This is a genomic window from Fulvivirga sp. AWR4_260 (assembly GCF_056158185.1).
This window is the reverse complement of the sequence record NZ_JBSWSU010000015.1, coordinates 2,656,666-2,681,378: the sequence shown is the minus strand read 5'-3', so window position 1 is coordinate 2,681,378 and position 24,713 is coordinate 2,656,666. Positions and strand designations below refer to the sequence as shown.

Genomic DNA, 24,713 nt, shown 5'->3' with positions numbered 1-24,713 from the left:
AAAATAAAAGATTAATTAATTAAATTTAACATCAAATTAAGATACATAATCTATAAATAAGGAATTAAAAGATAAATCATCTTTTACACCTATACATTTAACTCATCAAAAGAAAATTTATCTATGTCAGATTTAGATCAGATTGATCTGAAGCTATTAGAATTGCTTCAGCAAAACGGAAAATTAACCACGAAAGAAATTGCACTACAGGTTAACCTATCTCCAACTCCTGTTTATGAAAGAATCAGACGTTTGGAAAGAGAAGGGATAATAAAAAAATACGTAGCATTAGTAGAAGCCGAAAAAGTTGGAAAAGGACTAATCGTTTTCTGTGATATTACCCTAAAAGAACACACTAAAGAAATAGGGCATCAATTTGTCCAAGACATCACAGCTTCCAAGTATGTATGTGAGTGCTATAATATCTCGGGCAATTATGATTTTCGACTAAAGGTGATGGTGAGGGACATGAAGCATTATCAAGATTTTGTACTCAATGATTTGGGCTCAATTAGAAATATTGGAAGTGCGCATAGTACCTTTGTGATGGGAGTTATAAAACACGACTATGCCGTACCTCTTTAAATTATACCATACAAGAATCTGAAATTAGGTTTGCCCGTTAAATAGCTATATGGCACGCACTTGAAGGATGAATATTAATTACACCTTCATTTAGTTGATAAAACCGATGGTCTACTCCACTTGGGGTAGGCATTAAAATTATGCATAGTGAACCGTAGTTATTATGTGACTGGCATAAAGCCGAAAGGAGGAAAATATGGACTTAAGACCTTCATAATCCCTTCCCTTTAGAATTCAAGCACTTGCTAATTAGAATTCACAAAACATTTGGGCGCTTTCACTTTCAAGAGAAGGTAAAAGCCTTAGCACTATGCGGTAATAACCCAACAAGCAGAACTTAATTGTAGTCTGCCGTTAGTATTGTTTTAATATTGTTTCAACATCTTTTTTAGCCAATCCGCCCTACTCAAATATGTTGATAAAATTCATTACGAAAATCTACATCAGCAAACTTACCTCCATACTCCAGAGTAGTAGTTTTGCTGGTCTTATCGTTCACTCCGCGAGTAGAAACACATAAATGCTCCGCTTCCACTACCACTATCACATCATCAGTTTGCAACGCATCTTTAAGCTCATTATATATTTGAAGAGTCATCCGTTCTTGTACCTGTGGTCTACGTGCATAATACTCTACCACCCTATTAATTTTAGAAAGCCCGATAACTTTGCCTGAAGAAATATACCCTACATGTGCCTTACCAATTATAGGGAGAAAATGATGCTCGCATGCAGATGAAAAACTAATATCCTTTTCTACAAGCATTTTATTGTATTGATATTTATTTTCAAAAACAGATAGCGAAGGCTTGTTTTCTGGTTTTAGGCCATGAAACAATTCCTTAACATACATTTTAGCCACACGGTATGGGGTTCCCCGCAGACTGTCATCAGTTAAATCCAAACCTAATTCTTCCATGATTCCTCCAAAGAGTTTTTCAATATTCACCATCTTTTCTTCATCAGTTTTAGTGAAAGCATCTTTTCTTAAAGGAGTCTCTACTGAGCTCATAACATGATTCTCACCATTTATTTCATGATGATGTCTTTCTAGTAATTTATCACCTATTTTCATATCATATTCAATTATGTGGTTCCTGATTATTATTGGTATTTATTTGTATAAAGTCAGCCACTGAAGATGCTCATGCGTGCAGCAATTTCATTTCCTCTTTATATCATTTTTTAGATGCTCTTATTTAAAAGTTGCCTAAACACACATTTGTGTCTATCACTTATTAGAAACTACTTGACAACAGTTATGAGGGCATCGGCATCTCCTTAAGTTGCAGGGAAATACATCATATCCAAAGGAAAGTCAACACCTTCAAGACGTTCGTTAAATGTTAACAAAGTGAGTAGAAGCCAAGAAATAAGAAGCCCAACTCTTACCCAACGAATAGTGGTTTGCCAGGCTGTGCGATATATGGCGACAAGGGCAACCAATAGAAAAATTATATCCATAGCACCCCACCATTCATAACTATTTAGCTCTCTCACAGAAGTGGCCGAGAAAACCACCGGTAGAACAGGAGTAAGCAAGCAATGAAGTATACAAAGTGACGAACTCAGAATGCCAAGCTCATCAGATTTTCTCTTTAGTACAGTTATCATAGTGTAAGAAATTAGATCGCAAAGATAATTGAAAGAACAATAAATGCAACATGGTTGCATTTATTGAATTATCCATCTATCCTTGTACTTGAAGTATATTGCGAAGTAAGTAATAATGTGGCATCCATTTCTGTGAATACAAGGCCACGCCATTTACAGTTGTTAAACTATAAACCTCTCAAACGATGAAATCATTAAAAAATAAACCTGCTTTTTATCTCCTACACTTCTTATTGTGCATTCTGGCTACCGTCATTTTTTTAACCAGTAATTAGTTTAATCATCTGAGGCAAAAGTGCATACGGCAAATTAAATCAATTAGGCTGCTTAAGAACTAATTCTTTTCCTTTATAAAAGGACGCATTCCTTAAGCCTTTTCAATATCTCTCATAATTATTGGATTACTAAAATATAGCTGACTATCTTTATCTTGTGAACGCCATCAGTTACGTACTTATAATTCTTGTACTCTCCTTATCAGTTTTTCCTTGCTGCTATGAAGATGATGACTGCTGTGAATCTTCAGAGGTAACAGATTGCTCATACCCTACTGACACAGCTAAAACAGCATGCTCCCCATTTTTATCATGCGGGATGTGCTCCGGATTCACTGTAAGTAATCAAATATTCTGTTTAACCGATCAAGTTGAAGAGAAAGTTGTGCACGAAATTGTGTATTTCTCATCTACCTCCTCCATCTTCAGCTCACCACCCGGCCGCCCGCCAAGTTTGACATAATAGACCTCCGTTTTTTTAAATACCTGGCGATACTTTCTATTGCTAGAGTTTATCTATTATTCAAATCTAATTCAACAATGCGCTATATCATTTCATTAGCATTACTCTGTGCTGCCTATAGCACTGTGTATGCCCAAAATAACTTTAATGCCATGGTGAAAGACCATGAAACTAACGAACCACTTATAGGAGCTTCCGTTTATTTTTCTGATATTTCTATAGGGGGAACCACTAACCAACAGGGCCTGGTGGAAGTAAAAAACATCCCTGACGGTCAGCAAAAAATAGAAATAAGTTATATTGGCTATAAAACCTCTATCATCACAGTTAGCTTTCCGCTTTCAGATTCTTTAGGTTATTTCACCATATCACTATCCCCATCGGCCCACGAGATGGAGGAAATTACTATTAGCTCCACACGATCTAGTAGAACTATAGAGGATATACCCACACGTGTAGAATTTATCGCTGGAGAAGAACTCTCTGAAAAAGGCAATATGAAACCTGGTGATATACGCATGCTGCTCAACGAAAGTACAGGCATACAGACACAGCAGACTTCTGCCACCAGCTATAATTCGAGTATTCGTATACAAGGACTGGATGGCAAATACACTCAGTTATTACGAGACGGTATGCCACTCTACTCAGGCTTTTCCGGTGGTTTAAGCCTAATGCAAATAGCTCCACTAGACCTGAAACAGGTGGAAGTAATAAAGGGCTCAAGCTCCACGCTTTATGGTGGTGGTGCCATAGCAGGTCTGGTGAATTTAGTTACCAAAACCCCAACATACGATAGAGAACTAAGCTTCATGGCCAATGGAACCTCAGCACTGGGTCTGGATCTAAGTGGATTTTATGCTAATCGAAACGAAAAAACAGGAATGACCATCTTCTCCTCTTATAACAAAGGTTCGGCTTATGATCCGGCAGATATTGGGCTAACCGCTATACCTAAATTTGATCGTTTCACGTTTAACCCTAAGCTCTTTTTATATTTCAATCAAGACACTGAGCTTAATGTAGGCTTAAGTTATATCACTGAAGACAGGCTGGGTGGTAACATGGATTATGTGGAAGGAAACAGTGCAGATAATGCATTCTTTGAAGAGAACTTAACGGACAGAGTATCTACACAACTGCACCTGAAACATAAATTCTCACCGCTGAGTCAAATAAATGTAAAGAACAGTTTAAATCATTATGATAGAACCATTAACGTACCTTCTTACACTTTTTCAGGCACGCAATTCAGCTCATTTAGCGAGATAAATTATAGTAACTGGCAAAACAAATCAGAATGGATTTTAGGGATCAACTTATGGACGGATTACTTCAACCAGAGAGATGTAACCGCTAATCAACCTCTGGATTACTCGCAGGCTACCTGGGGACTCTTTTTACAAAACACCTGGAATCCATTGGACAAATTGGCTGTAGAAACCGGACTTAGAACAGACTATCAAACAGATTACGGCCTATTCATTTTACCAAGAATCTCTTTAATGTATACGCCAAAGCCTCAACTTACCATGCGTTTGGGGGGTGGCTTAGGATATAAAACGCCTACCATATTCTCTGAAGAGGCTGAACGACTTCAGTTTAAAAATGTACAACCGATCAACAACAGTGAGCTGGATGCTGAGCGCTCTTTAGGAAGCAATCTTGATATTAACTACAAAGCTTCTTTAACCCATGAACTAGATCTGAGCACCAACTTGCTCATCTTTTATACTAGAATTAATGCCCCCATTCAGCTAGAGCCTTCCACTTCTGATTTTTACACTTTCACACAATCAGCAGGCTATTTTCTAGACACCAAAGGCATTGAGGTTAATGTAAGGTTGGCCTATCATGATTTTAAGCTATTTGTAGGCTACACTTTTGCCGATGTACATCAACATGAGAAAAACAAGACCGTAGAGTCACCACTGGTAGCCAAGCATAGACTCAACAATGTTTTAATGTATGAAAAGGAGGAAAATTTCTGGATAGGTCTGGAGGCATATTATTATAGCCCCCAAGTACTTAATGACGGCGAAACAGGCCAATCTTACTGGATAGTAGGCTTAATGAGTGAAAAGACTATAGGTGAACATTTATCGATTTTTCTAAACTTTGAAAATTTTCTCGATACCAGACAGACTGCCTTTGATACTATATATACGGGCAGTATTGATAATCCAAATTTTAGAGACATATATGCGCCAGTGGATGGCTTTGTGATGAATGGAGGGATAAAACTAAAATTGTAAAATATAAAAGTTAAAAAAGGGTGGTTTATTCAAAGGTCAGAGAATAGCCACTCTTTTTTTTATAATCTCTCCTGCTCTTCAGATCTTCGGTTATTTGATCTAAGTAGTTTACCTCCAAGGTGGTAGGTTAAAGACATGCCAACAATTCTGCTATTTGGTTTATCATTATAATAGTAGTCCGCAATATCACTTTGCGAAGTAGCCTGGTATCTATTAGTATTAAATATATCACTTACATTAAACTGTACTGATAACTTCTCATTCAACAGCGCCTTTTTTACTCCCACGTTTACAAAGCCTGTCGGCTCGGTAATGTATATACCCCTAAGTTCTGAAGAGAAATAGTATGCCCCCACGTTAATGGTAAAATCTTTAGGTAATGAGAAATCTTGTTGCAATGTAGCCGTTACAGACCACAATGACATTTGCTTTTCTCCAGCAAGTAAAGATATCGGGTATGATGTATAGTTGATATCAGCAAAGAACTGAATATCCCAAAAATTCCAGAGAGAATATGGTGCAGACAATGTGAAATCTAATCTGTGCCTGTTACCAAAGTTAGCGCTCTGACTTTTTATTGTAACACCATTATCATCTATGGCTAACCTTCTGTTAATAAAATTCACGCTTTTATTATAGGAAGTGGAGAAAATGTATTGATTTTTTAAGCTGTAGGTAAGCAGATATACCCAGGCCAGCTCAGGTACTAACTGCGGGTTTCCAGAGTAATAAAAATACTGGTCATTATACCAGCGAACAGGGTTTAAGTCCGTATAATCCGGTCTGTTAATGCGCCGGCTGAGTGAAAAATCCAATTTATGATTATAATTAATCACTTGCTCTACAGCTAATGAAGGAAAAAACTTGGTGTAATTCCAGCTATTTGCAATGCTCTGCTTTTCAGTGACGCCGTCTGCATCAGTATATTCAAGCCTGAGCCCCGCCTCTATAGTAGTTTTATTTAAAACCTTAGCCCCAGAAAGATATGCTGCTGCTATCCTTTCTTTATACTTAGAATGATTACTCATACTTTCAATCTCTATATATCTACCAGACTGAAGGGAGTCAAACCGGAACTGGTTGTCATTCTGAATTTCGGCGTATTTAACCCCAGTTTTAAAGGTAAAGTGGCTGAAGGGCAGATCGGCATCAGCCTTTACAGAGGTTATTTCCACGAACCCTGGCTGATGAGATTGGAGCACATCCTGAAAGGCCAGTCTACCATTTTCATCATAGTTTTCTGTAGTGATGGTGCCATCAGAATAATTATGATATGACGTGTAGTTAGCATCTGCCGTTATCTTTTTGCCTAAGGTATCTATCTTATATTGGTAGTTTGCACTCACAGCATCATAATGGTAAGGTTCGTCTACCTTATTTTCTGAGTAAATATAAGATTGAAGCTGATTTAGCTGATCACGCTTTTCTACAGTAGAGTAATAAAAGCCTTTCCAGTTATCTAAATATCCATGGTAGTTTACACCTACACTGTGCTTGGGCGAAAGCTGATAGTCTGCCCCCACCCGCCAAGTGTAGTATTTTACTTTATAACTGGTTTCATTGTCTCGAATGAGCCGAAAAGTGCCCTCGTCATCTATAGTATTACCACTTTTATTAGTGGAAAACTGATTAGGCATATTGAAATCCAATGCCCCGTATAGGTTCATTTTTTTTGTACTTAAACTAGCAGTTACATTTTCATTCACACGCCAATATTTACCCTTAGAAACGGCAGAACGTACATCTACAGCATAGCCCTTTCCTAAAGATTTTTTAGAAATGATATTTATGATACCTGCATTACCTGAGGCATCAAATTCAGCAGTAGGTGTGGTCACTAACTCTATCTTACTCACATTTTCGGCACTCATCCCTTTAAGGTAATTAGCTAATTGGTTACCAGATAAATAAGTCATTTTACCATTCACCATCACATTAATGCCCGATGAGCCACGGAATAATATTTCATCGTTTTGCCCTACACTGACTCCAGGTAATCTCTTAAGAATATCAAGAGCTGTCTGGCCAGTGGTTAAGGCTGAATTTTGAACATTAAAAATCAATTTACCTTGTTCAACTTCATATTTTTTTTGCTTGGAGCGAACAATAATCTCGTCTAGAGCTGCTGCATCTTCTTCCATCGTTATGTTCATGAGTCCATTTGAAACCTTAGCTTCTCTAGATTTCATACCTATAAAAGAAAAAATCAAAGTATCCCTTGAGCTGGCCATTAAAGCAAACTTTCCGCTCTGATCCGTAGTAGTGCCTAAGGTAGTTCCTTTTATGATGATGTTCACTCCGATGAGCGGGTCGCCAGCTTTGTCAACTACCTCACCTTGAACCTTTAAGCTCTGTGCTCCGACACTAAAAGCGAAGAGCGTGATGAATATGAAAGCAAGAAAACATAGCTGTTTCAAACTTAATAACCGAACAAAATAGGCGTGGATAAAGGTAATAGGTGATATCATATGGCATTAATTTCCTATTACAATATTAATCAATGGAATTGCAAATGCAACTATGTTGCATTAATATTTCACTCACTCGGTTCCCCTACGGGCATAAAAAAAGCCAGATCATAGGAATGATCTGGCTCCATTTTAATGTCGTTTTACCTTACATATCAGCCTCTTCCACTTCTTCGTCTGACTCCATTGCCTCATGGTCAGCTTTCATTTGTTCATGGTCAGCCTTCATTTTTTCATGCTGCGCCATAAGCTTAGCATGCTCTGCATCCATATTTTCATGTTCTTTTTTCATGCTTTCGTGATCTTTCTCCATTGCTTCAGGAGTTACCTCACCAGCAGCATGTTTCTTTTCTAATTCTTCATGCTGGCCAATCAAAGTTTCATGTTTTTTAATCACCTCTGCATGACTATCGATTAATGCCTGATGATCATTTTCAATAACCATATGAGAACTATCCACATCACCTCCACTCATTTCTCTGTGGACATCGATAAATTCTTGATGAATCTTTTCCATATCAGCATGGGTATCTTCCATTTCTTTATGTTTCTTTTCCATCTCATCATGAGCACTAACTAGCTTTTTGTGCTCTTCTGATTCCGCAGGATTGGATCCGCAACTTATGAGTATAAATGATGTAAATACAAACAATAGGGTAATTAATGAGAATTGCTTTTTCATAATAATTCAATTTTGATAATTGTAAGTGAATTTAGTGAATACTATAACTACTTACATCAGTAAGTAATATTATAGCTGATTTATTCAAAAATACATGGTCATGGATTTTACTCATCTCAATTTAAAACTCACCTCCGCAACTTACTTTGGATGAAATCAAGGAGTATATATCGCATTATATTTGATTAACAAAATAAATGCACTATTGTTGCATTTAAAAATATCCTGTATAATAAACTTTACGTTGATGAGCGAAATATGGCAAAAACATTATCATCACTTCAATAATAAGAGCACCCCTCCTGCCGCTACCCTGCAAAAGGCTCTTGAGTTCTGTGAACCTTGCAAATCTCATCCTATAGCTATAGATCTAGGCTCCGGAAATGGAATAGACGCTATAGCCTTGTTAGATCATGGCTGGCAAGTATTAGCCATAGATCAAGAACCTGAGGCAATTGAACTTTTACAAAACCAATGTTCAGACTCATATCAAGGTCAGTTATCTACTATGTGTAGTTCCTTTGAAGAGTTGACTGAATTACCCCCGAGCGGATTAATAAATGCTACATTTTCTCTGCCTTTTTGCCACCCTGATCATTTTAATCATGTCTGGACCCTAATTGTCAATAGCCTGGACGTTGGTGGCGTGTTTACTGGTCAATTTTTCGGACCGAATGATTCCTGGAGCAATAGAGCCGATATGACTTTTCTCTCGCGGGCAGAAGTTGAAAAGCTTTTATCAAAATTTGATATTGAAGTATTGAAAGAGGTTAATGAAGAGGGGAAAACTGCCTCTGGAAAGCTTAAGCACTGGCACGTTTATCATATTGTAGGCCGAAAAATAAACTAAGGCTGAGCATCATGTCTTAGGCACTGAAATTCTTTAGACATAACCAACCATAGTAAAATGGCATAAACCACATTCTCTAAAGCTAGCGTAAAATAGATGCCTGAAACCTGGAACAGGTAAGGCAAAATGAGTATTAAGGGTAAAAACAAAATCCCCTGCCTCAGTAAGGGCAACAGCGAAGCCTTCCTGCCCATCCCTATGGCCTGTAAATAAATAATCGTAATGGTGGAAAATGGCAAAAAGGGCAGCACAATAAAGATGCTACGCAGCAGGAACACTTCCTGTTCAGCAAGTAGTAGCCCAGGAATCATAATACTTATAAACCACTCCGTAAATAGTACCAGCATTAGTGACATGATGGCTAAAAAGATAATACCTGCGTTACGAAAAAACCTTATTGTCTGTACACATCTCTGTCTATTTCCGGCTCCGTAATTCACCCCTATAATAGGCTGAAGGGGCTGCAATAAACCCATGGCGGGTACCGAAATAAAAGCAAATAATCTAAAGCCAGCACTAAAAACAGCTAAATCATGACCTGTACCATACCACGTGACGGACCTAAAAACTATGAACTGTCGCAATACATTTGATATCTGCATGGAAAAGGCCGAAAATCCAACGCTAATGACATCACCTATAATTTCTTTCTCAAGTCTCACCCGTAATTTCCCAACCTTAAATGATGCCTTATTTCTAATAAAATATAAAGAGGTGAATATACTATAAACAATCATGCTGGCCATGCTGCTCCATGCCGCACCCTGAACGCCGAGATGTAATAGGCGTATAAAAACAGGTGTGAGAATAACATTTACAATTACAGCTATTACTGTAAACTGCATGGCTTGCTTCACCTTGCCCTCTGCCCGTATTAATGCATTTGAAGCAAGTCCAAAAATGCTAAAGAACACACCTATGAGATATACATGAAGATAATCAGTCCCTGCTTTAAGCACAGTATGTTCTGCTCCTAATAATGCGACAGTCTGCTCTGAAAACAACCATCCTAATAACATTAGAACAGCTGAAGAGATCAGCGAAAGCATCAGCAAATTAGGCATTACTTTTTGCTGCACAGCCCTATTTTTTGCTCCAATGGCCCTGCTGAGCACCGAGGTAGACCCTGCGGCTATGAACCCCGTAACGCTGCTCACTATGAGCGTGATGGGAAATAGCAAAGAGACACCAGCAAAAGCATCTGCACTGACCATATTTCCCAGATAAGTGGCATCTATCAATGAGTTAACAGACAGCACCATCATGCCAAGGATTCCCGGCAAAGACAGCTTCCTCATAAGACGCCAGGGTGTATCTTTCAATAAATTTACTATTTCTGGCATATGGAATATATGGCTACAGTTTACGGGCTTGGATTATGCTATAAGCCAATATAAAAGTGGTCATAATCAGCATTTTGATTAAACCGTTCCATACCACCAACCACCTATTTTCGGGTTCTTTCACTTTAAAAATCGGCACCTTATTATAGTCTTCAAGCAATATGGGCTTATCCCCAAACAGTCGCGTGAAATAGAAATCGGTAATATTTTTATGGAAGGCTACCAGCGCCTTCTGATAGCCCAAAAAAGTATCAACATCGGTTTTAGTAATGTGCGCCATTACATTTTGCATGTTCACTGCCGGGCTCAACCAATCAAATTGTGAAGTCCAGGTATTTCTTTTTACCACCTGTCCGTTATAGCGGTCTACATCAGGCTGGTGATGAATATCCTTCAAGGCGGTAAAAGCAGCATAGGCTTTGGGTAGTAGATCATTATGAATAAGGCTATTACTGCCGGCCAGTTGTGGGTAATGCTCAAGGAATTCATAGATAACTGCTTTAGCTTCCTTCTCATCATTTTCGTTTTCAATACTGGTTCTCCTCGTAATCCCGGCAAGCGCAGCACTGTTTAGAGGATATTTTATGGTCACCATTAAATTAAGTAATCCGGGAATCACGATAAGAAAAAGAAGCCAGCAGCAGGCTGCCGTTATGGCATTAAATGATGAGCTTTTTTTAAAGCTGATGATCAGGAATAACAGGCTAAACCAGAAAGCACAATATATGACGGTGCCTATGAGCCATGCAATTGCTGGCATCAGGTTGGCACTTGCCAAGGGGCTTCCTGAGCTTACCAGCCCGATACATGATAAAAGCAAAGCTAAGCCAGTAATCAATAAAAAGTAAAAAGTCAGTTTCACTAATATTATGGTTCTCATGCTCACTGACTGTATTTGTAATAAAGCCAGGGTCCCACTTTCTTTTTCTGATGAGAACAAGCCATAGCAAAAAGCTATAATCAACAAAGGAAAGAGGTACACCAGAACAAAAGACAAGTCAAAGTTACCTGCCAGCAGATTCACAGGGTTAGCTAGCTCATTTTCAAATAGTTGATAATGCAGACTCATACCCGTTAGTCGATAATAATAACGAAACAAATCTCTCTGACCAATGGCCAATGACGCATAATCATGCGGAGGTAAAGTGGCATTGTAACCATGGCGGTACCAGGCATAGGCGGGCTTAGAGGCTATGTCATGAGTCTGTTCCTGCTCTAAGGTCTCCATTTCAGCTTTAAAGCTACACTTATACTTCTCAAATTCCTCCTGCTCTAATTTCAACACTGCCTTAATAGTTCGCCGCTGTGCCCCCATTTCTGCTTGGCCATAGTAAATGGCGTATAAGCCAAAGACAAAAGCCACCACCAGCATCAATAATTGAAATTTGTTTCTCAAGAATGATTTCCATTCGTAGCGAACAATAGTGCTTAATATTTTAACCATACAAAGGCTTCATTTTTCGGTTGGTAAAATGGATCAACAGTATAATAACTACCACCCACATGAATAGAGATATAAGCTCCAGGGTATAATGAGAAAGTATCGTGCTCACAGTAGGGGTTTGGTAAGAGAAATCCTCAATCTCCTGCCATAGATCATGCCCTGCCTTATATCCGTAAAATTCTCCGTATTCAGAGTTTTCCGCCATGTCGGCATTCATCTTTTTTACGAGCTGCCTACGGTATTTCTCAGCTTTCTCTTCAAAGTCTATGAAAGTATACATGTCTGTAGCTGCTAATGCCCTGGATAAATGGCCAATAGCCAAAAATGGATTGATTACGCTAGCATAACTACTGAGTTGGTTTTGCTTATGAAAGGTGTCTCGTAGCTCCTGGATATGGAAATCATATACCTCATCACCATACTCTTCACCAGCCTGCATGCTTACCCCTTCAAAGTTAATGGGAAGCTGTTGCACCGAGGCCACATGATACTTCACTAAATATTCCTGCTTTAACTTTTCCCTTCTCTCTGATAGCAATGGCCGTCCTTCCAGACCATTCATCTTATCTCTTTCTATGGCAGCTTTAAACTCGCGCATGGAAGGCAGTGTATAAAAGCTCTCACTCAGGTTAGCCACTGTCTTGGGCATAAGCACTACCAGAAATATCCAACCAGAAAGTAATGATAAAAGCGCATTCCTACCCGTTTTAGATCGCAATGACACGCATACTGAAAAGGCAACAAACAGGAAGAGGTAGAAGGCATAAGTAAAGGACATCAATAATATTCGCACTGATAAATCAGGAATAATTTGCTGTTGTACTCCAATAAAACTAAAGCCTATCATCAGGATCACAAATGGAGATAAAATCCCCAATAATATGACACCATAAGCCAACACTTTTCCCCAAGTAAGGGTGCTCAAGGATACGCCCTGGCTCATCAGCAATTTTAAGGTCCCACTCTCCCGCTCACGGGTATATGATGTAAAAGCTAAAAAGATGATCAATAATGGCAAGAGCACCTGTAGTACCAGCGCTGCGCTTAACTCGCCAAAACGAATCATACTGCTATGATCTTGTGCTGGACGAAACATAAACTCATGCTGATGATGGGCCTCTAAATAAACTGAGGTACCCGTATAAGCATCCAGACCAAAGTCGAACAAGCTTAATATGGTTTTGGGTTTAAAAGCAAATGTTCCGTAATGTGCCGCTATATGCGGATGCTTATCACCCTGGCTAAGCCATTCTTGCCTTTTATCAGCCTGTGTCTGACTAATCACTTGCCGCTGTTGCTGATAAGACACATAGCCGGAATACAAAGCTACACCCAATAAGATAACCACGATCAACCCAAGAGAAATGACCAGTTTTTCACGAATAGCCTCCTTGATTTCCTTACGGATTATTAATAAAAGTTGGTGCATATTAATTGTGCATGTGAGTAAGGTATAATTTCTCCAGATCATTGAAACTGACCTCTGCAGAGCGAAATTGCTCTATCAAGACACCCTCTTTCATGATACCTATATGTGTGCCAGTGTCTTTGGCTCGAAAAAGATCATGGGTAGCCATTAAGGTAGCTACCCCTTTATCTTTCATATCTAGTAGTAATTCAGAAAACTCATTACTGGCCTTTGGGTCTAAACCCGAAGTAGGTTCATCTAAAAGCAAAACTTTAGCCTCTCTGGCTCTGGCCAAAGCAATGCCCACCTTCTGACGCATGCCTTTAGAGTAGCTATTCACCCGTTTGTTAATAAACTTAGCCTGAAGACCAGAGTCGGTAAGCAATTCATGCAGGTAATCCTTTTCATAGCTTTTACCCCCCAGTCCGCAAAAGAAATCCAGGTTTTCCAAACCCGATAAATTGGGGTAGAGCATCAGATTTTCAGGTATATAGCACAGAAGCTTTTTAGTTTCTTTACCATGCTTTGTTACATCTAATGATTGTATGGTAACCTGTCCGGCTGTAGGCTCAATAAAATTGAGAAAAAGATTAATGGTGGTGGATTTACCTGCTCCATTGGCTCCCAGTAGACAAAAGATACTCCCCTCACTGATGGACAGGTTAAGTCCATTCAGTGCGGTGAAGTCTCCGTATTTTTTAGTAAGATTGATGGCTTCCAGCATACCTTATCAATTCACAGGAACCAATCCACTGAAATAGCCACTTGTGCTGGTTATTTTCTTGCTTACCACACCTGTACTCATTTCATAACTGTATAAAGCATCCTCATCTTTACCTGCTATAGGAAATAATATCTCATTATCGGGTGTTTTGTAGAAAAACATGGTGCGAGAGCTGGCGAATGTATTAGGAAGGGACATATCCAGATCACCCTCATCGCTTTTAGATGATAAATCAATTTTGTGATATCTAAATGACGGGTTGTCACCATCGGTTCCAAACCAGTTATCATCATCTAAAGACATACTGGTAAATGTAGCACCATCGCCGAAATGGTATAAGCCAAAGCATGTTTTTCCAGTAGCTTCTGTCAGGTTAAAAAAGTAGTCAGGATCGAAGTCTGTCTCTCCAGCTTTAATTCTAAGTATGCCGCTAGGCTTACCACTGTATAAACCAGAACCTTGTACATAAACATCGCCATTCTCCGCTGTGGTCATTATAGCCGATGTTAGAGATCCAAATAAGGTAGATGTACGATCATCTGTAATTACTTTCTCTAATTGATTGGTCTGTAGGTCTACTACCGCCACCATGGCTTCACCAGAACCTCCAAAATCATTAAGAGCGATAAAAAGGGTATTATCTCTTACAATCATATCAGAGTAAAAAAGACCATCACCTGCTTCACTTAAATCTATTTCACCAGTTATCCTCATCTCGGCGGGGCTAAACCTTACCGCCCGAGATAGGCCTCCACCTACCGTAGCAAAACCCTCTCCACTAGTAATGATTTCTACTGCTGAAAAAGAATTAGACCCCGGCACTATTATTTCCTGATCAAGCACTGCTTCACCCTCGGCGTTAAACACGTATTTGCTCATAGTAGCAGGGGCTCCAAACCCAGCGGCAAACATGGAGCTACCATCTGAATATACCGCAGCAAACTGGGCTAGTTCAGTACTATTACTATTGTCAATACTAGTCATATCTAAATTTACCAGTCCTTGAAGGAAGGTAGTGGTAACGCCTCCAGCCCCGGAAACCAATGCCACACCGTAATTTACTGGTAAGGATACCTCAACTTCAGCGGCCTCACTCACAGTCTTTCCAGCTTCATCCGTGATAGTTAGTGTTACTTTTTGAGTTCCGCTAACATCAGTACCCGTGGTATAAGTTACCTGCACCAAACTGCTTGTACTGCCTATTACATCTCCTACATTAGTAATAGCAGCTGTGCCTGAACTGGCTGCCACGGTAGCTTCTGAAACAGTGCCGAGAGCAACTACAGAAAATGTAAAATTGATGGTTTCACCTCCTCTCATGGTGAGACCTTCAGTAGGCCTAATAACAGGTGCATCAGGATCCACTTCTGGATCATCATCGCTACAAGACACCAACACTACACCAAATATTGCGATTATAATAACCAGGTAATTAACACCTTTGAGCAGGCTTAAATAGTAATTAGTTGTTTTCATCTTTATTGAAATAAATTTAGGGTTTCGTTATAAAAAATCTCATTTTCACATGCCATGATCTGCCGGGTTTCTGCACCCTGAAATTATCGTAAGCCTGTGCATTAAATAAATTCTGTGATTCTAATGAAAGGGTGAGTTGCTCACCTTTTAAAGTGTAGGATAGACCTAGATTATGCAGCCACTGATTAGGCACGGTAAGTTTATCTTCCTTGCGCCCATCAATCTCCCAATAGCGAAAAAATTCCTTCACATAAGCAGTGGTCCACCAAGCTTGTATCTGATCTCCCTTTTGAATGAGCCCTTCTTTTTGTAGTTGCACCTCACCATTACCAAATAAATAGGGTTTGTTGGGCAGTCTCGCTCCGTAGTATCGGTCATTGGAAACACCGGCATTTCCTTTTGAAGAACGATTACGAAGATCCTGATAGGTAGCATTAGCCCGAATAGTGACCCATTTCCAGGGCTGATATTGTACTTCACCTTCCACTCCAGATATTTTAGCTTTCAACAGGTTTTCATATTTGCTAAGTACCGGTGGTGGAACTGCCTGTAATATGATAATATCGTTTACATCACGATAGAATCCATTCAATTCAAACTTCCATTTCTTCATTTGATAGAAGGTGCCCAGGTTCAGATTATGACTAGTTTCTGGCTTTAGAGATGGGTTTGCATTAATAGCCGAGCTAAAATCTCCCAGTGCCTCAACCCTATCAGGCATGCGGGTGGCATATTCATAAGAAAATTTGGCCAGCCAGCGTAAATTTATTACCCACTTAAGCGACTGACTAAAACCCGGTTGGAAGTAATCCTGCATGGTGGTATTGGCATCGCCGTCTTCAATTAAGAAGCCCTCAGAATTATAAGTGTAAGCTTTTATGGCTGTATTGCTGGTTATTCTATCACTTAGAAATTGTTTTTCAAAGCCTAAACCTGCCACCAGTTTATCCATGTAAACCGGATTCTGGAAATAATCCTCTCCATAGTATTGAGCTGCTACAGGGTCCTTACCAGAACGTTTAAAGTGTGTCAATACAGTGTTAAATGTAAGCTTGGCGCCAGGTGTTAGCTTATAGTTTAATAAGAGCCTGCCTGTTATATTTTTCCCCTCCAGACTGAGGTCATTCTGAGAGGTGGTAATCTCTCCTCCATAGCTTTTCTGACCTATCACCTCCCCTCGCCAATTGTAGATATTCCGGGTAGTATCTACAAAGTGAGTCTGAATCAGGTTATAGCCAAGGTAAACATCAGCATCCAGCTTATTGGCTATCTGGTATTTTTCATAATGTAGAGATGTATTGTAAGTAGTAGATAAATTTAAGGCCTGGCCATAGGGCTGACGCATTTCAAAGTTGTGCTGTATCTCATCATACAAGTCACCATAGCTAAAGTTTAGTGACAGCTGATCTGCCCATGCCGTGTTAACTACACCCAAATCACCTTTTACTAAATAACTACGAAAACGATCATGAAATTTTTTGGCCGAAATAGACTCTGGATTTCCAAAGTCGTTAATCAGCTTCACATCATCAATATTATAACTATTATCAGATGCAAGATAGAAGGCTCCTACGCCGAAATTAAAACCCGATTTAAATACTTTTCTGGCACTTATACTAGAGCGTAATGTATTGAATGAACTTCTCTCAGTAGTGAATTCCAGGTAATCATGGAAACTCTTTCTTGTGACAATATTAATAGCCCCTCCCAGCGCATCTGCTCCCAGCTCCACTGGTACGGCGCCCTTGTATACCTCCATCCTTTCCATAAGATTCACCGGAAACATGGAGAGTGCACTGCCTACCCCTAACTCTTCTACGGGAAGTAGAAAATCCATAGGAATGCCATCTATAAACAGTTTAACTTGCCGACCTGAAAGACCTTGAATCGATATCTCCGCACTATTCCCCACCCCTCCACTTTGCCTAACCTGAACACCAGAGATAGTGTTAAGCAAATCTGGCGTATTTAAAGAACGGTTATAAAAAGGCTTAGCCTCTACTAAAGCTACCGATGAAACACTCTTCTTTAAAGCCATCGCTTCTGTTTCCCCTGCAATTACCACCTCCTCTAACTGTTTTACCTCTTCCTGGAGTACGAGGTCCAATTTAAGCTTCTGACCTGCTGAGAGATTCACCCCTTGCTTAAAAGCCTGAAAACCTATAAAGGATGTTTCTAGTACGTAATGTCCTGGGGCAATATTTTTTAATAGAAAAGTACCGTGTTCATCGGTTATAGCTGACAATCCATTGGAAAGCTTTAAGTATACACCCGGCAACTCCACGCCATCTTCTGAGTGTAGGCTTCCTAAAATACTAGCATTTTGACCATAGCAGTAGCTGATAGTCAGAATCAAAATCACTAAAAGAGAGGAATATTTGGATAACATATATAGTGAATGTATAAAGCGCTAAAAGCTGATATTTTTAATAAAATCTAGTTTGACTAGTCTATCATGGATTTTCTTTTCCTTTTCGGTTAAGTCACTGGTTGTGAGCAGACCATCGGCTTTGAGCCAAAATTCCTTTTCCTCTGCCGTTAGCGTGTAAGCCTTTTCCTCGCCATCTTTCTCTAATAAATAAGTAGTGCCATCCGCCTTATCGAGCTGGAGAATTTGCTGATTTCTAAGAATATTTACAGCGGCTTGCTGAAGAGGAATTATTTTACGCTCTTCATTATAAGACAAATAATTAATGGGGGCATGTAGTACAATTCTCTGTTTTTCAAACGGGTCTAGCTCAAATACATTCACCTGGGTCTTCAGCTTACCTTCCGTGGTGTAGCTACAGCCAATAATCTTCACTGGTGTTTTCTCAGCAGAATGGTTTTCCACTATAGCCATTTTACTTTCCTGAGAAGAATCAATTCCGCTAACAGACACCTTTTCTACTAAAAAATAATCGTCAGGGGCTGTTTTTGAGTATCTCACTTCACCCCCACTGTGTACCTCAGAGATTAGGGAGTACCTTCCTAAAGGAGCTTCATCGTCTAAATCAAAGGTGAAATAAAAGTGGCGACCTGATTGAATATTCTGTAAAATCTCAACAAGCTTCTCTTTTCTATGAGCCCCGCTTAGATAATCAGCAATGATGAGTAATGGTAAATTTTTATTCAGGTATTTTAAACCACTCACGTCTCCTTCTGCCGGATCTGGCAAGCCCAAAACGAAGTCTTCAAATAGCATATGAGTCTTACCATTCGGATCCTTTACACCGATTCTTACCCAAGGGCAAACATGGATATCTTTTAAATGAGCAATATTAAAATTCCAATGAATGGTCACCTGACTGCCAGGCACTGTTCTTTTAGGAAAAATACTCATGTTTTACTTCCTCAATGATCTTATACGCTCTTTACTATATTTTTCTGGGTACAACTGAAACCACTTTTTCACGGTTTCTTCACCCAAATAATCATAAGTTACTGATATAAGTACCTGCAGCTTATCCAAATAATCCTGCCGGGCTTTTTCAGGGTCAGATGCCACCATATCCTTCCGATTTTCTTTTTCCCTTTTGGTAGCCGGTAGGTGATGAAAATACTTATTAAAATGCTGTTGGCTAAACTGGTGATACTGAGGGGTAAAAAGGATCATATTATGCCACATCTCATCAATAATGAGTAAATCATCGGGTATAAATGTTCCTGGTATTTGACTGATATAAAGAAACTTTAAAGTTTCTTGAAGTATCTCCCTGGCCTCCTCGTCAGATACATCATACATATCAGTAAATCTGGAAAGCACGTCCTCATTTTTAAAGCTCAATAAATTATTTAACTGTTCTTTTTCCAAAATTCTCATGGCCGTTAAATTCAAAGAAAAGCGGTGATATGGAAACCCATACCACCGCTGCAACTTATTTTACAAAGTGCTAGTACAGTGACCGCAGTTGCTACAATGTGTACCACCTACTGAACGTGAAGCTTTGTCTGATAAGATTTGCGCGATTAGGTTTTCTTTGTTGGTTTTCATAATGAATAAATTTTTAGATTAAACGCTTACTCTATCGAAGGTTTTCAGCTTACCCTTATTAGTTGCAACATTGTTGCATATATAAGCAAACAATTTCATTAATGCAACAATGTTGCATTAATGAAGTTTTCTATTATTACTTTGCGAGGCCCTACTGATTGATGATTATAGACATGCAAGATCTAAGGCTTCATGAAACTCTATTTTATACATTTACTTAACATCGCTTGCAGACTTCAATCTATGTTAAGTTCAACCCAGAAATTGCACCAATAGTCGATTTAATTTTATAAACTGGACAATCAATTGTTTATATTTTTGAATTTGAGATTCATAACCCTGAGATCGGCAGTTCGATTCTGCTCCCATTACAAAAAAGTGGCTTTATAGCCCTTTTTTGCTTTAAAAGCTTTTGCCCCATTCTTTTTAATTGATGTGCTTTTTTCACCTAAATGTTGATACATTAGGCGACTAACAGCAGCGCTACCCTATTTCCTGCTTCCTATACTTACTTGATGTTATTTTATATTCTCATGAGCGCTAGTATAAAAATTCAATCTTTGAATTTGTCTAATTCTGCGGATTGAAATTTATTCATCCCTTCTAAACTTAATTGGAATTATCATTTGAGATTCCATTGGCTTATCATCTTTATTAGCTGGTCCATACACATACACATCTTCCCAACAGGATACTGAAATCTATTTTTATGAATAAATCCATACCTTACCTGTCGTTCTTGGAGAAGATGCTTACTGCCTTTTTTAATATATCGCGTTCTAGTCTTATTTCCTTAAGTTCTTTTTGAAGTGCCTTAAGTTCTAATTGTTCTGGTGTTAAGACATGTGGCTTGGAAAAATCACCTGATTTTTTCTTATACTCCCTATGCCAGCGCCTAACGGTTCCAGCACTTATACCATACTCTTCACCTAATTCCGTAGCTTTTCTGCCTGATTGTAATAAGTCTACAATCATTACCTTAAATTCATCTTCAAACGTTTTCGCCATTTTCAAATCTAATCATTTACGAACTCTCTTTTTTTGTACCAGCTAAGGTAGACACTCCACTTTTTAGGTTCATCTGATTCATTAATAAAGCGATATAGGAACGAGAATACAATAAGCCTTCACGTTCCAATTTCTTTTGAATGCGATAACTCCCATATATTTCATGGCTCTTACTGAAAATTTCTTCAATACGCTCTTTTAGGCGTTTTTTGGATGAGCTTACCTTGGGCTTTCCTTGCTGAATGAGCCAATTATAATAGGCATTTTTGCTTACTTCCATGCACTTACACATCTTCCCAACAGGATACTGAAATCTATTTTTATGAATAAATCCGTACCTTACCTGTCGTTCTTGGAGAAGATGCTTACTGCCTTTTTTAATATATCGCGTTCTAGTCTTACTTCTTTAAGTTCTTTTTGAAGTGCCTTAAGCTCTTGTTGTTCTGGTGTTAAGGCATGCGGCTTGGAAAAATCACCTGATTTTTTCTTATACTCTCTATGCCAACGCCTAACGGTTCCAGCACTTATACCATACTCTTCACCTAATTCCGTAGCTTTTCTGCCTGATTGTAATAAGTCTACAATCATTACCTTAAATTCATCTTCAAACGTTTTTGACATTTTCAAATCTAATCATTTACGAACTCTCTTTTTTGTACCATCTAAGGTAGACACTCCAGTGAAAGTCCCTTGTGTGCGGAAGTCGTGTCCCGAAGCATTAGCAAGTCGCAAGGTGGTTTGTGGTTAGGCATGCACTGCAGTAAGCGAGACTGCAAATCCTGGTTCCAACGAACAGGAACTGGATACTGAGGCTACGTAGGTCGGATGAGGTAGCACATCATACTGACGTCCCAAAGTGGTTATCCACTCAGCACCTATGCAGTAGATCCAGTGGATATTGGGTGAAGGAATATGCCCTTACCTGGGGAGGTCTCTCGCTCACGGGTTGGGTAGAGAGAAGTCAGCTGAGGTCATAGTAGTTATTGGTAACGAGCCTTGAAAAACAAGGAGGCCTCACTAAATAATGAAGGGCTGAACATTGAATCGTGTCGTAATTCGATTAGGAATACTGGTCTTTGAGCCTTTATAGCCTTTTCTTAAGCAGGCAGAAGGAATTACAACCCGAGATTCAATGAACCGCGTAGTACGAGACCCGTACGCTACGTGGTGTGTGAGGCGCACCGTGGGCTTAAAGCTCACGGCCGTCTACACGATTGGCAGCTGGACTTTCTTTTTTAATTCTTTAAAACATACTCAAAAAGAATTTCTTAATTTCTTTCCTGAATTCTTCTACACCAATTTCCAATCTTCTCGAATATCTCGTTTTAGCTGTTTCGTCTGCGAGGTAGCGCAATTGGTCTTTGTTGTCTGTTGCTGCTTCATAAATAACTTCTGCCATTTGTTTTGCTGTGTTGTCAGAACTGAAACTGCTCAATAGTTTTTGTAAAGATTTATCGTAAGCGGGGTGCGAAACCATATCGCTTGCATTATTAAAATTTGTGTTTGTTCCACTTGGCGAAATAGTTTTTACGCCTACATTAAAAGGGGCTAATTCAATAGACAAACTTTCGCTCCAACCTTCTAAAGCCCATTTTGTTGCGTGATATACGCTTCCAAATGGATACGCCATAAGTCCCGCAATAGATGATATATTGATAAACAAACCACTTTTCTTTTCTCTGAAATGAGGAATAAAGGCTTTTGTTACTCGCATTACACCAATAAGATTGGTATTTACCTGTCTTACAATTTGTTCTTCACTAAACGATTCCATTGCTCCAAACAAGGCGTAACCTGCATTGTTTAACACTACATCAATGTCACTCAATAAAATCGCTTTTTGTGTTGTTGATTTTATTTGGTCAAGATTGGTTACGTCCAAAGGTAAAATCGTTACGTTCTCCAATTTTGTCAGTTCGCTTTCTTTTTCCGGGTTTCTCATTGTGGCAATTACATTCCAACCTTTTGACTGAAACAATTTTGCACTTGCTTTTCCGATGCCGGATGAAGCTCCTGTAATAAAGATTGTTTTCATTTTTATCAATTTTGTGTTTTACAATACAAATCTAAAATATAAAGGGTATATATTTGATACTTATATCCTAAAGGATACTTGATATGTTATGACAAAAGAAGAAAAGCGATTTCAAGAAAAAATAAAGGCAATACAAGACACGATGTACGTGCTTGGTGGGAAATGGAAACTGCCAATTATTCTTTCAATTTATAGTGGAAATAAACGATTTAATGAGATTTCAAATTCAATTCCGAAAATAACTAATCGTGTGCTGTCCAAAGAATTGAAACATTTGGAAGAAAATTTATTGATTAAAAGAACGGTTGTTGATGATTATCCCGTAAGAATTGAATATACCGTAACGGATTACTCTTTTGGTCTTGATGAAGTTGTAAAACCAATGGAAAGTTGGGGTAAAAAGCACAGAAAAAAGTTGGGTTTGAAGTAATTTGTGTTCAGCCTTGCTGCCAACAATTGTATAAGGGACACAAACATTCCCTTATTTCTATTATGGTAGTCAATCTAAAGGATTTTTAATTAATTTCATAGAGGTATTGGCTACATGAGTATAGATCTCTGTCGTTTTACTAGAATTATGTCCCAACAGCACTTGGATTTGACGAAGATTCACTCCGGCCTCTAATAAATGTGTAGCAAAACTATGTCGTAGCATGTGAGGAACAACTGACTTGGTTATCTTTGCTTTACTAGCTGCCCTTTTCACTACATTCAACACACTCTTTCCGCTGTAAATCCCTCCCTCTTGTACTTCTATTAGATATTTCTTCGGTCTATATATTTTATAGTACGTTCGTAGATCTTGCAATAAATTAGTAATTAGGAGCGTATAGCGATCCTTTCCCCCTTTCCTTTCACTCTTATTTGCATTCTATCGCTATCTATATCTGATATTTTGAGTTGGAGCAACTCACTTCTTCGCAAGCCAGCTGAATATAATAAGCCTATTATACATTTATGCTTTATATTATTTACGCTCGATATCATTCGCTTCACTTTTTCTTTTGATAATACCTCTGGTAATTTAACTCTCTTCCTCGGTCTTTCTATTCCATAATACCTATTGGGCATATTCAGCACTATCTCATAGTAAAACTTTATACTATTTATTATTTGATTCAGCATCGAGTCTGACCGCCCCAAAGACACCTGATATGATAGATAATTTCTTATTTCTTCCTCTCCTAAATCATGCAGAGGTACATTTTTATAATAATTTATAAAACCCTCAAACATACCTACATATGTTTTAGCTGTTGAAACGGCATATTTCTTCAATGCTAACTTCTGCAAATAATCTTTTGGGCATAACCTATAATCACCAATCGTCTTTCTAACTTTAGTATCACCAATTTTAAACTGATTAGACTCATTTACAGGCTGAATTAGTGGTCTGTTACGAAAAAAGTATTTCCCATCTACCCAAGCCACTCCTTTAAAAATAAAATGTATTTGCTTTATATGTTCAGGAGTATTAGGGCAATAGGCCATTTCATACTTTTTACTCCATTTTATATCTGGCAATGTTTTAATCAATGTTTGAATAACTTGATCAGGGTAAAACTTCATCCCTATCATTCTGACTCCGCCAATCATCAAATGCTTTAAAGTTATTTTTTTGTCAATGCTTTCATAACCAATGCAATTACGTAAAGCCTCTCATTCTAAAAGGAATTTTATACGCATATTATTCGTATATTATCCGTATAATATTCCTCTATGAAAACTAGACAGTGCCCAACATGCGGAGATAAGGTCTTTGGACGAAAAGATAAAATATACTGTTCTGCCAAGTGTAAATCTATTGCTCAATATGAGCTGCGGTTAAAAACTGAAGAATTTTACTTGAAGGTGGATCAACAATTGAAAATCAACAGGAAGGTGCTTAAATTATTTAATAAAGCAGGAAAATCTACTGTAAGAAAGGAAACCTTGATACAAGAAGGTTTTAACCCTAAATATTTCACTCATTTTTGGAAAAACCAAAAAGGTGATGTCTACTTATTTTGCTATGAATTTGGCTTTCTAGCATTGAAGGAACGAAATATTGAAAAATATCTACTCGTACAACACCAACAATTTATGGAATAATAAGCATTAAAAAATTCTA

21 protein-coding genes and 1 pseudogene are annotated in these 24,713 nt (G+C 38.5%); 5 read left to right on the top strand and 17 right to left on the bottom strand.

The annotated features are described in order from the left end of the window. Positions 1-123 precede the first annotated feature (123 nt). Positions 124-585 carry an Lrp/AsnC family transcriptional regulator gene (locus tag ACXACQ_RS17580; RefSeq protein WP_474976523.1) on the top strand — a complete coding sequence of 154 codons (462 nt, stop codon included), beginning with the start codon at positions 124-126 and terminating at the stop codon, positions 583-585. 406 nt (positions 586-991) lie between these two features. Here ACXACQ_RS17580 and folE read toward each other — a convergent pair whose 3' ends face one another. Together folE and ACXACQ_RS17570 are read right to left on the bottom strand one after the other, a co-directional pair. Beyond that, positions 992-1,660 carry a GTP cyclohydrolase I FolE gene (gene folE, locus ACXACQ_RS17575; protein ID WP_474977279.1) on the bottom strand — a complete coding sequence of 223 codons (669 nt, stop codon included), beginning with the start codon at positions 1,658-1,660 and terminating at the stop codon, positions 992-994. A 206-nt stretch (positions 1,661-1,866) separates the two neighbouring features. Beyond that, a complete protein-coding gene (locus tag ACXACQ_RS17570) occupies positions 1,867-2,199 on the bottom strand; it encodes a MerC domain-containing protein (protein WP_474977278.1) in 333 nt (110 codons plus the stop codon). A gap of 815 nt (positions 2,200-3,014) precedes the next feature. Here ACXACQ_RS17570 and ACXACQ_RS17565 point away from each other — a divergent pair. Continuing rightward, on the top strand, positions 3,015-5,192 hold the full coding sequence (locus ACXACQ_RS17565) for a TonB-dependent receptor (RefSeq protein WP_474977277.1): 2,178 nt from the start codon (positions 3,015-3,017) through the stop codon (positions 5,190-5,192). Between the two features lie 59 nt (positions 5,193-5,251). Here the strand turns inward: ACXACQ_RS17565 and ACXACQ_RS17560 are convergent, their stop codons facing one another. Beyond that, positions 5,252-7,609: an outer membrane beta-barrel protein gene (locus ACXACQ_RS17560; protein ID WP_474977276.1), complete on the bottom strand. Its 2,358-nt coding sequence runs from the start codon at positions 7,607-7,609 to the stop codon at positions 5,252-5,254. Between the two features lie 199 nt (positions 7,610-7,808). Continuing rightward, the gene (locus ACXACQ_RS17555) at positions 7,809-8,342 is read right to left on the bottom strand and encodes a coiled-coil domain-containing protein (RefSeq protein ID WP_474977275.1); all 534 of its coding nucleotides are present in this window, start codon (positions 8,340-8,342) and stop codon (positions 7,809-7,811) included. 247 nt (positions 8,343-8,589) lie between these two features. Here ACXACQ_RS17555 and ACXACQ_RS17550 point away from each other — a divergent pair, with 247 nt between their 5' ends. Then, positions 8,590-9,192 (top strand): methyltransferase domain-containing protein, encoded by a 603-nt coding sequence (locus ACXACQ_RS17550; protein ID WP_474977274.1) that lies wholly within the window; start codon positions 8,590-8,592, stop codon positions 9,190-9,192. Here ACXACQ_RS17550 and ACXACQ_RS17545 read toward each other — a convergent pair. The 12 genes from ACXACQ_RS17545 to ACXACQ_RS17490 form a co-directional block, all read right to left on the bottom strand. Continuing rightward, the gene (locus tag ACXACQ_RS17545) at positions 9,189-10,535 is read right to left on the bottom strand and encodes an MATE family efflux transporter (protein WP_474977273.1); all 1,347 of its coding nucleotides are present in this window, start codon (positions 10,533-10,535) and stop codon (positions 9,189-9,191) included. The two genes, ACXACQ_RS17550 and ACXACQ_RS17545, sit on opposite strands and share 4 nt — an antisense overlap. Before the next feature lie 13 nt (positions 10,536-10,548). Continuing rightward, positions 10,549-11,979, bottom strand: a complete 1,431-nt coding sequence (locus ACXACQ_RS17540; RefSeq protein WP_474977272.1) for a DUF3526 domain-containing protein — start codon at positions 11,977-11,979, stop codon at positions 10,549-10,551. Beyond that, entirely contained in the window at positions 11,972-13,408 is a 1,437-nt protein-coding gene (locus ACXACQ_RS17535) for a DUF3526 domain-containing protein (RefSeq protein WP_474977271.1), read from the bottom strand. Before ACXACQ_RS17535 ends, ACXACQ_RS17540 begins: the two co-directional genes overlap by 8 nt. A gap of 1 nt (position 13,409) precedes the next feature. Continuing rightward, on the bottom strand, positions 13,410-14,111 hold the full coding sequence (locus ACXACQ_RS17530; protein WP_474977270.1) for an ABC transporter ATP-binding protein: 702 nt from the start codon (positions 14,109-14,111) through the stop codon (positions 13,410-13,412). A 6-nt stretch (positions 14,112-14,117) separates the two neighbouring features. Beyond that, a complete protein-coding gene (locus ACXACQ_RS17525) occupies positions 14,118-15,587 on the bottom strand; it encodes a DUF4374 domain-containing protein (RefSeq protein WP_474977269.1) in 1,470 nt (489 codons plus the stop codon). 16 nt (positions 15,588-15,603) lie between these two features. Beyond that, complete coding sequence (locus tag ACXACQ_RS17520; RefSeq protein WP_474977267.1) at positions 15,604-17,949, bottom strand: TonB-dependent receptor; 2,346 nt, start codon at positions 17,947-17,949, stop codon at positions 15,604-15,606. 48 nt (positions 17,950-17,997) lie between these two features. Then, positions 17,998-18,909: a hypothetical protein gene (locus ACXACQ_RS17515; protein ID WP_474977266.1), complete on the bottom strand. Its 912-nt coding sequence runs from the start codon at positions 18,907-18,909 to the stop codon at positions 17,998-18,000. A gap of 3 nt (positions 18,910-18,912) precedes the next feature. Then, on the bottom strand, positions 18,913-19,389 hold the full coding sequence (locus ACXACQ_RS17510; protein ID WP_474977264.1) for a glycine-rich domain-containing protein: 477 nt from the start codon (positions 19,387-19,389) through the stop codon (positions 18,913-18,915). 897 nt (positions 19,390-20,286) lie between these two features. Continuing rightward, complete coding sequence (locus tag ACXACQ_RS17505; RefSeq protein ID WP_474977263.1) at positions 20,287-20,568, bottom strand: transposase; 282 nt, start codon at positions 20,566-20,568, stop codon at positions 20,287-20,289. A gap of 16 nt (positions 20,569-20,584) precedes the next feature. After that, positions 20,585-20,848, bottom strand: coding sequence for an IS3 family transposase (locus ACXACQ_RS17500; RefSeq protein WP_474977262.1), 264 nt, complete (start codon positions 20,846-20,848; stop codon positions 20,585-20,587). Between the two features lie 59 nt (positions 20,849-20,907). Next, positions 20,908-21,189, bottom strand: coding sequence for a transposase (locus tag ACXACQ_RS17495; RefSeq protein WP_474977261.1), 282 nt, complete (start codon positions 21,187-21,189; stop codon positions 20,908-20,910). Between the two features lie 622 nt (positions 21,190-21,811). Beyond that, the gene (locus tag ACXACQ_RS17490) at positions 21,812-22,603 is read right to left on the bottom strand and encodes an SDR family oxidoreductase (RefSeq protein WP_474977260.1); all 792 of its coding nucleotides are present in this window, start codon (positions 22,601-22,603) and stop codon (positions 21,812-21,814) included. An 88-nt stretch (positions 22,604-22,691) separates the two neighbouring features. On the opposite strand from ACXACQ_RS17490, the gene ACXACQ_RS17485 reads away from it, so the two are divergent. After that, complete coding sequence (locus tag ACXACQ_RS17485; protein ID WP_474977259.1) at positions 22,692-23,033, top strand: winged helix-turn-helix transcriptional regulator; 342 nt, start codon at positions 22,692-22,694, stop codon at positions 23,031-23,033. A 69-nt stretch (positions 23,034-23,102) separates the two neighbouring features. On the opposite strand, the pseudogene ACXACQ_RS17480 reads toward ACXACQ_RS17485, so the two are convergent. Beyond that, positions 23,103-23,839: pseudogene (locus ACXACQ_RS17480) on the bottom strand (tyrosine-type recombinase/integrase). Positions 23,840-24,322: 483 nt separating this feature from the next. Here ACXACQ_RS17480 and ACXACQ_RS17475 point away from each other — a divergent pair. Further along, on the top strand, positions 24,323-24,694 hold the full coding sequence (locus ACXACQ_RS17475) for a hypothetical protein (RefSeq protein WP_474977258.1): 372 nt from the start codon (positions 24,323-24,325) through the stop codon (positions 24,692-24,694). The last annotated feature ends 19 nt before the right edge of the window (positions 24,695-24,713 follow it).

Bases quoted from the DNA above. Each gene is read 5' to 3' on its own strand.
- ACXACQ_RS17515 (WP_474977266.1), bottom strand. From the start codon at position 18,909: ATGAGTATTTTTCCTAAAAGAACAGTGCCTGGCAGTCAGGTGACCATT.
- ACXACQ_RS17510 (WP_474977264.1), bottom strand. From the start codon at position 19,389: ATGAGAATTTTGGAAAAAGAACAGTTAAATAATTTATTGAGCTTTAAA.
- ACXACQ_RS17545 (WP_474977273.1), bottom strand. From the start codon at position 10,535: ATGCCAGAAATAGTAAATTTATTGAAAGATACACCCTGGCGTCTTATG.
- ACXACQ_RS17485 (WP_474977259.1), top strand. From the start codon at position 22,692: ATGACAAAAGAAGAAAAGCGATTTCAAGAAAAAATAAAGGCAATACAA.
- ACXACQ_RS17555 (WP_474977275.1), bottom strand. From the start codon at position 8,342: ATGAAAAAGCAATTCTCATTAATTACCCTATTGTTTGTATTTACATCA.
- folE (WP_474977279.1), bottom strand. From the start codon at position 1,660: ATGAAAATAGGTGATAAATTACTAGAAAGACATCATCATGAAATAAAT.
- ACXACQ_RS17540 (WP_474977272.1), bottom strand. From the start codon at position 11,979: ATGGTTAAAATATTAAGCACTATTGTTCGCTACGAATGGAAATCATTC.
- ACXACQ_RS17475 (WP_474977258.1), top strand. From the start codon at position 24,323: ATGAAAACTAGACAGTGCCCAACATGCGGAGATAAGGTCTTTGGACGA.
- ACXACQ_RS17530 (WP_474977270.1), bottom strand. From the start codon at position 14,111: ATGCTGGAAGCCATCAATCTTACTAAAAAATACGGAGACTTCACCGCA.
- ACXACQ_RS17535 (WP_474977271.1), bottom strand. From the start codon at position 13,408: ATGCACCAACTTTTATTAATAATCCGTAAGGAAATCAAGGAGGCTATT.
- ACXACQ_RS17565 (WP_474977277.1), top strand. From the start codon at position 3,015: ATGCGCTATATCATTTCATTAGCATTACTCTGTGCTGCCTATAGCACT.
- ACXACQ_RS17580 (WP_474976523.1), top strand. From the start codon at position 124: ATGTCAGATTTAGATCAGATTGATCTGAAGCTATTAGAATTGCTTCAG.
- ACXACQ_RS17570 (WP_474977278.1), bottom strand. From the start codon at position 2,199: ATGATAACTGTACTAAAGAGAAAATCTGATGAGCTTGGCATTCTGAGT.
- ACXACQ_RS17495 (WP_474977261.1), bottom strand. From the start codon at position 21,189: ATGTCAAAAACGTTTGAAGATGAATTTAAGGTAATGATTGTAGACTTA.
- ACXACQ_RS17550 (WP_474977274.1), top strand. From the start codon at position 8,590: ATGAGCGAAATATGGCAAAAACATTATCATCACTTCAATAATAAGAGC.
- ACXACQ_RS17500 (WP_474977262.1), bottom strand. From the start codon at position 20,848: ATGGAAGTAAGCAAAAATGCCTATTATAATTGGCTCATTCAGCAAGGA.
- ACXACQ_RS17525 (WP_474977269.1), bottom strand. From the start codon at position 15,587: ATGAAAACAACTAATTACTATTTAAGCCTGCTCAAAGGTGTTAATTAC.
- ACXACQ_RS17490 (WP_474977260.1), bottom strand. From the start codon at position 22,603: ATGAAAACAATCTTTATTACAGGAGCTTCATCCGGCATCGGAAAAGCA.
- ACXACQ_RS17505 (WP_474977263.1), bottom strand. From the start codon at position 20,568: ATGGCGAAAACGTTTGAAGATGAATTTAAGGTAATGATTGTAGACTTA.